Annotated in this window: 4 protein-coding genes; 2 read left to right on the top strand and 2 right to left on the bottom strand. The window is 50.0% G+C overall.

Translation table 11 applies throughout. The features are described 5' to 3' along the window. Window positions 1-107 precede the first annotated feature (107 nt). Window positions 108-1,913 (top strand): glycosyltransferase family 39 protein, encoded by a 1,806-nt coding sequence (locus Q0294_RS00710; protein WP_299459668.1) that lies wholly within the window; start codon window positions 108-110, stop codon window positions 1,911-1,913. A gap of 142 nt (window positions 1,914-2,055) precedes the next feature. Next, window positions 2,056-3,309 (top strand): hypothetical protein, encoded by a 1,254-nt coding sequence (locus Q0294_RS00705; RefSeq protein WP_299459665.1) that lies wholly within the window; start codon window positions 2,056-2,058, stop codon window positions 3,307-3,309. A gap of 2 nt (window positions 3,310-3,311) precedes the next feature. Here the strand turns inward: Q0294_RS00705 and Q0294_RS00700 are convergent, their stop codons facing one another. Continuing rightward, window positions 3,312-5,324 carry a hypothetical protein gene (locus tag Q0294_RS00700; protein ID WP_299459663.1) on the bottom strand — a complete coding sequence of 671 codons (2,013 nt, stop codon included), beginning with the start codon at window positions 5,322-5,324 and terminating at the stop codon, window positions 3,312-3,314. A 248-nt stretch (window positions 5,325-5,572) separates the two neighbouring features. Further along, on the bottom strand, window positions 5,573-7,030 hold the full coding sequence (locus Q0294_RS00695) for a DUF1501 domain-containing protein (protein ID WP_299459661.1): 1,458 nt from the start codon (window positions 7,028-7,030) through the stop codon (window positions 5,573-5,575). Window positions 7,031-7,320: the final 290 nt, after the last annotated feature.

The following is a 7,320-nucleotide window of genomic DNA, read 5'->3' as shown; positions in this document are numbered from 1 at the left end:
AAGGAAGCGGATACTGTGAGAGTGAATGGGACTGATGTCTCCCCTTGCAGGGATCAAGTGAAGCAGAAGTTTCACTTCGGTTTGGTTAAGTTAGAAGGAAGACCCCATTGGTAATCATCAGTGATCAGGAACTATTACAACGGTCAGTTGAGCCTGCTCATGATTTATTTCCGGTGATGAGACGGGCGGCTGTCATGTCTCCTCTGGTCGTCTTGCTGGTTTTGGTGCCAGGCTTACTGGCCTTTCATTCCTATCGAATTGATGAGTTATCTGCCTGGTTTGGTTTACAGTGTCTTGGAAAAACCAGTTTGATCAGCGATAGCAGCAATGCACTCATTTCCCAGCCTCCTCTCGTACGCTGGCTTTACACGGGACTGCTTTCTTTGATTGGACATTGGTCTTCGTCGCTGGTTCTTTTTTCCGTTTTCTCAACGTCCTGCATGCTGTTTGTTGCGTATCGTTTAACGAGAAAAGTCTGCAATCCCCGCTATGCGATTGTGTTCTGTTTTCTGCTGGCATTTCATGCGGTAATCATTAAGCAGATTCAACTCATCGAGGCACCCGCGTTTCCCATGCTCTTTGCGCTGCTTACGATCTGGTGCTACCTCGGCCATATCCAGTCAGAAACAGGTATTGCATCATATAAACTATTGTGTGGTGGAATCTCCCTGGGAATTTGTTTGCTTTCAGGAGGAGCGCTGGCATTGGGAGTTCTGCTGATGCTGGGACTCTATATTATCAATCCCGTAGATCTGCCAAGGAGCCGTTCCGGATCATCAGATTTGAAAAGATTACCTGTATTAAAACAGGCTGTCCGTGTGTGGAAATCATTATTCGTGCTGGCATTAACCGGCTTTGCTGTCGGAGGATGGTGGGAATTGATGGCGGCATCGCAGATTGACGGATTCTGGGGTAATTGGTTTGCGGGGCCCGGGCAACCGATCATCAGCCTGTATTGGAAAACCGAGTTTTATCCCACTTATTTTTTGCGTGATATTATTTCTTCGATGGGTTTTTTAATGGGGTTTGCCCTGTTTGGCCTGTTTCATGCAATCAAGCGCGTACTGAAACCGGATGGAAATCAAAAAGACATTGCCTGGTTAAGGTTGGTCCTGATCTGGTTACTCTGTGGATTACTCTTCTGGTGGGGTGTGCAATATCTTCCACAAATGAAAGTCAGTAGTCGTGCCATGTGGAAGATGTTTTTGATTATCCCGATGCTTGCGATTGTGACATGGGAATTTCAGCAGATCGCCCTCCGCCGTGTCAGTTTTCCGACCGTGCTGGCCGTCTTCACTGTCGGTGTACTGTCTGTGATTTTCGTCAGCGCTTCCCAAGGCGATACACTCAGTCCTCGAGTCTCAGCCAGTTTTTTGCAGCAGTTGATCATTCTGGGCTTATCACTGATCATGGTTCTCTGGTACAGCCATCGCTTTAAGAAAGAGAACGGACACCGTGTCGTCGAAATTGCACTGGTGATTGCCTTGTCGTGTTTGCATATTGTGTATGGCGTTTACTCCGTGCCGAAGCCGAACCCGGCAGGAGAGCGATTATTACAATTCGAGCACCAGCTGCGCCTGACTCAGAACGTGTCAAATTGCGTTCTGGTCAGTAAGAGCGATCCACCGCTCGAATTAACGTTTTTACTCTTTTATCTCTGGGGAGATATTAACCTCAAACAGGTGCAGGGTACCGTTTTGCCGCAGGATCTGGATTTTCCGGAAGTCGCAAAGACCGATCCCCCCAGCCCCACTGCAGAAAAACAAGTGATCATTCGCTGGGGAGTCACTCCCGTTTCATTACGAAACATTTTGAATGCAGGTTTTATTTTAAAGCCGGTGGCCTCACCCGATGTTTACAAACAAAAAGAGCTGCAGGCAGATTTGATCAACAGATCTCCCCAGGGTTTTTAAGTTTTGACTTTCCTTTAATTACACTGATTTTAGTACCTCGGAGCATTAAAAGATGACCTGCCATGAATCAGCACTAACCCGCGTGTACCGATTTTCCAATTTAAAATCAATCGTTCTCTTGAGTATATGTCTGTTCGCGCTGGTGTCAATAACTCATGCAGCGGAGCCGGTTTCCTTAAAAGAATCGGACAATGAAAAGTGGTATCAGGGGAATCTGCATACGCATTCGCTGTGGAGTGACGGCGATGATTATCTGGAGATGATTGCCGACTGGTACAAGACGCACGGTTACGACTTCCTTTCTTTTACCGACCATAATGTGCTCCCGACATCAGAACGCTGGACCGTTCCCGAAAAAAATAAAGGCAAACTGCACGCCTACGAAGAATTGAAAAAACGTTTTCCGGATTGGGTCGAAGAAAGAAAAAACAAAGAGGGGCAGACGGAAGTTCGGTTGCGCACGTTCGAGGAAGTTGCGGAAAAACTGGGTGAACCCGGAAAGTATCTGCTGATTCAAAGTGAGGAGGTCACTGACCGCTATAAAAATATGCCCGTGCATATGAACGCCACCAACCTGCATTCACTGCTGACTCCCCTGGGAGGCACGAGCGTTTATGACGTCATGCAGAACAATACGAACGCCTTGCTGGCACAACGCGAACGGACAGGGCAGTCGATGATGATCCATTTGAATCATCCCAATTTTCATTACGGCGTTACTGCGGAAGAATTGATGAAGGTCGTGGGCGAAAATTTCTTTGAAGTTTATAACGGCCATCCCGGCGTGAATAACAAAGGCGATGAAATCTATCCCAGTACTGACCGGATCTGGGACATCATCCTGACCAAAAGGCTGGCGGAGTTGAAGCTGCCGATGATGTATGGCCTGGCGACCGATGATGGGCATAACTATCACAAAATACCCAGCCGTGCGAGTGAACCGGGCCGGGGTTGGGTCGTTGTATTATCAAAAGCGCTTGAGCCGGAAGCACTGGTGGATGCGATGGAAGCCGGACGGTTTTATGCTTCCTCCGGAGTCAAACTCAAATCTATTACTTATTCCGATCAAGGAATTCAGGTCGAAATCGATCCGGAAGAGGGAGTGGAATATACAACAGATTTCATTGGTACTCTGGAAGGTTATCCCAAAGAAGGGATGCCCAAGTTAGACAAACAAGGCCAGGAATTGCACTCCACCAAACGTTACAGCAAAAAGATTGGCGCTACTTTGAAAACCGTGAAAGGCACTTCCGCCAGTTATGATTTCAATGGTAAGGAAATTTATGTGCGGGCTCTGGTGCGCTCTTCAAAGCTGCATCCCAATCCGTCAGAGATCACCGATGTCGAAAGTGCCTGGGTTCAGCCAACTCCGGGACCGGCGGCTCCAAAACAATAACTTTATGGTTTCTCAGCAGTCTCGGCTCTGATCACGCTACTGGTTTTAGTGACAATCAGAGTCTGTCGGCTGAGGAGTAAATTCGTTGATTCGTCATACACCGAAGTTTCCACCTGCGCGATTCCAAAGGGAATCTGGTCGCTTAACCAGAGGTCCGTTCGATAGCGCAGTTTTTTCTCCGCCGCTGTTTTGGAACCGATCGTAACAGAAACCTGGGATGCTGCCAGTTGACAGCGAAACGCATCGTCGCGTAATGGCGTAAATAGATGCCGCATCTTTCCCGGATTATACTTCCGCGCGCGAGGCATGCCGTAAAAGAAACGTTCAGCAGCATGTTTTTCCGCCGGGCTGACATTCCCGTTCGGCCACCGTAAAAAGTCTTGCGGAAATTTTCCCGCTTTGAAGGCAGGGACGTCAATTAAATATTCTTTCGTTTCTACTTTTTCGTTCCCCAGAAATCGGGTGACCTGAATCGTACGCAGATGTTTTGCGACGTTAGTACCGTCTGATGTTATCACGCTGAGTCTGAGTTTGATCAGGCGGCCGTCATTGGCCGGCCCCGTGAACTCGACAAACGGTTCCAGAATCTCAGGCGTGGGTTCAGGAATGGACGCCAGCCAGGTGGTTAACGGTCGCTCAAAAGTGGGAGGCCGTTGCTCATAGTTTATCCAGCTGGATTGTTGTAACACCGTATATAACCAGGGAGCCCGCCAGGGATTGTGCAGCGGGTGATGGGCTGAAAAGACGGAACCCAGCAGGCAGAAGACTCCCAGAATCTGTAACCAGCGTTTATGGGAAAACTCATCGAGCAGAGGAATCATGCTGATCAGCCAGAACGGTGTGAGCCACAACATCCAGCGCAGAGCAGCACTGTTGCCACCGTAGTTATAGTTGCCCGTTCGAGACAGATAAAATCCGAACACGATCACACTCAGAACCAGGCTGATCCAGAGCAGGGGCCGCAGAACATGGTCTTTTGTTTTTCCGATGCGCAGCCAGGAAATCAGGGTCAGCAAGTAAATTGGCGAGAGGGAAAAAATACCATGATGACCCAGAGTGCAATGGAATAAATAAACCAGCGGCGAATCCAGATTCTGGTCGAGTCCCTGCGGATTGTTCCAGTAGCTGGGTACGCCCCGGTATTCGTATAAATATTTTTCGGTTCCATAATACATATAGAATGGTTTCCAGCCTCCTGTGGCGGCATAGTTTGACGCGAAGAAGCCGATCAGAGGAACGAGTGCCGCCGGTAGAAAAACCAGACACGTTAAGCGGGGATTCGCTTTGAACAGAAGCCCGAAGATCATCAGGCCGAACAATGCCGCCGGCAGTTCATTGCAGCAGGTCAACATCGCAAAGAAACCGGCCAGCAGAAAATAAAGCGGCCTCTGTTCCCGATCCAGCAGAATTCTCATGAAAGGGTACAACGCGAAAACAGCACTGGATGCGGCGATGGAGTGATTATTCAACGTTAACAGAAACGGCGTTAACAGTGTCGCAAAACAACCTGCGATGACCACAAAAAAGCGGGTGAAATCGTTTCGCGCATACCGTTCCACCATCAGACAGATCAATACGAGGGCGATCAGCATCGGCAGCAGGTTGACGATGATTAATATCAGATGCGCAACGTCGTACAGATTCTGATTGAGATTTAATCCGGTTGTTGTTTTGATGACCCAGTACAAACCGGCGACCATCGTCGGGAAAAGTGCCGGCTTGGATGAATAAAAATGTCCTTCATGGCGCACCTTGTCAATGCTGGACCAGCCGGCCCGCGCGTCGATCGTATCGATCTGAAAAGTGCCCTGTTCCACAAGCGACCAGACCGTGCACCAGCGTGAACGATCATTGGCACTTTGCAGAGGCACGCTGTTGAGAATCGCTGCCAGGCTTTGCCCCAGCGTGACCGTCAACAGTAACACGTACACGAGCCAGCGCAGTTTTCGCGAGCAAGTTGGCTGTGCCTGCTGTTCCAGGGAAGAGACCGATGTCGAGGCGGATGAATTCGGCATAAAATCAGAGACGTTTTCTGAAAGGGCGCAGGTTGGTTTTATTTCCGGGAGAGAGACGGAAAGCAGCTGCGAAATTTCACAGGCTGGTCTCAGATCTCAGCGTGAAGAGTATAATATGCAACCCAAAAAACAAACGGGGAACTGACGCCTTTACACCCTGTTTTTTATTTTTTCAGTAAAAAGCACATCTTCAACTGCCCGATGATCACTCAATCAGCGAACCTCAGCAGCAGACACGCAGGGGAGAATTAGAATAATTCGTGAATCGGTTCGCCATTTTCAATGACAAAATTCGGTCGCCCTTTGTCATCAATATAATGAGTATCCAGTGGAACTCCCATGTACTGATAGATTGTGGCAGCCAGATCTCCCGGTCTAACGGGGCGATGTTTGATCTCGGCACCATCGTTTTCACTGGCGCCGATCACCTGACCGTGATTCATACCACCGCCGGCCAGACACATTGACATCACGACGGGCCAGTGGTTGCGGCCATCGGTGCTTCCCTGAGTTCCGGACATGGGAGAGCGTCCGAATTCCCCCATGGCGATCACGAGCACCTGATCCGACAATCCGCGTTCTTCCAGGTCCAGCACAAGCGTAGTCAGCAGGTGATCGAACAACGGAAGTAAAGGGCCGAGCCCGTTTTTTATGCCGCCATAGGGGGGAATGTTATCGCCATGATTGTCCCACGTCCCGGAAGACGGATGGTAACTCAGATCGAGCGTCACGAAGGAAGTACCCGCTTCGACCAGTCGACGGGCGAGGAGCGCCTGTTGACACCAGAGGTGTTTGCCATAACGGTCACGCGTTGCCGTTGATTCCTTGCTCAGATCAAATGCCTGTTGCACGCGTTGGCCGAGTACCATGTCATAAGCCCGCTGGCTGTAACTGTCGATGGCGGACATCGAACCGGCCTGGTCGATATCACTGCGCAACTTATCGAACTGCTGCATCAGATCGCGTCTGCTTCTCATGCGTTCGTAAGAGAGACCGGAGGCAAACTGGAACATTTTTCCGCCACTCATCTGACCGGTATCGTTGCCCACCGTATCATAGACAGGCAGATTGGCAGCATCGTTGGCGATGAACGGATCGTATTGTTTTCCCAGATAACCGCCCCACGCGATATGGGTCGGATCTTTGATGAACGCCACATAGGGTGGCATGCCGGGATGATTCGAACCGTGATGTTTCGCCACGATGGAAGCCATCGCTGGAAATCGATCACCTTTACGATTGGTGCGCGGCGTTGCCTGCAGGTTGGAAGTCTGCATCACCTGATTCGGTTGATGACTGCTCATTTTGGGGTCGACTGACCTGATGAGCGTAAAACGATCCATCATCGCCGCCTGTTTGGGAAGTCGGTCCGTAATCGTGATCCCGGGCACGGAAGTCTGCGTGACTCCAAACGGGCCCCGGTTTTGAATCGGGCGATCCGGTTTGGGATCCCAGGTATCAATGTGACTCGGGCCGCCGGTCATCCAGAGCAGGATCACACTTTTTTTCGGTAGCGAAGATTTACCGACAGACTTCAGTTGGTCTGAGGCGCGTAACAGATGGGGAACAGACAGACCGGCCAGGCCCGCCAGCGATGCTTTGAGCATATTCCGCCGACTCTGTAACACCAAACCTTCAGGAACCAGCGGATTAAACGCGGTAAAAGCGTGCTGCGAGTGAGTGCGCGAATGGTTTCTGAATTTCATTACGGTTTCCACTTCCCGTTTTTGGATTGCGCAGCACGAGCAGTACCACGGCTTACATAATTAATCTTGTTAAATATATCGTCGTCCATTGATGTGTTCAATACGATTCTCTGTTCCGGATGAAAAAATACCCGAAAAAGAACGGTTCCCGGACGGTAAAAACGAGGAAGCGCATCGTGTTCACCATCAGCAGCGACCCGTGTGCAGAGAGTGCCGTCACCTGGCTCATGTTCCGTGTTTTCCTGGAAAAACCGCCACGGTTTCGCAGCCCATTCCCGGTTTTAGATGGA

It is taken from the genome of uncultured Gimesia sp. (assembly GCF_937919775.1).
Classification (GTDB): Bacteria; Planctomycetota; Planctomycetia; order Planctomycetales; family Planctomycetaceae; genus Gimesia.
This window is presented reverse-complemented; position numbering and strand designations above follow the sequence as displayed.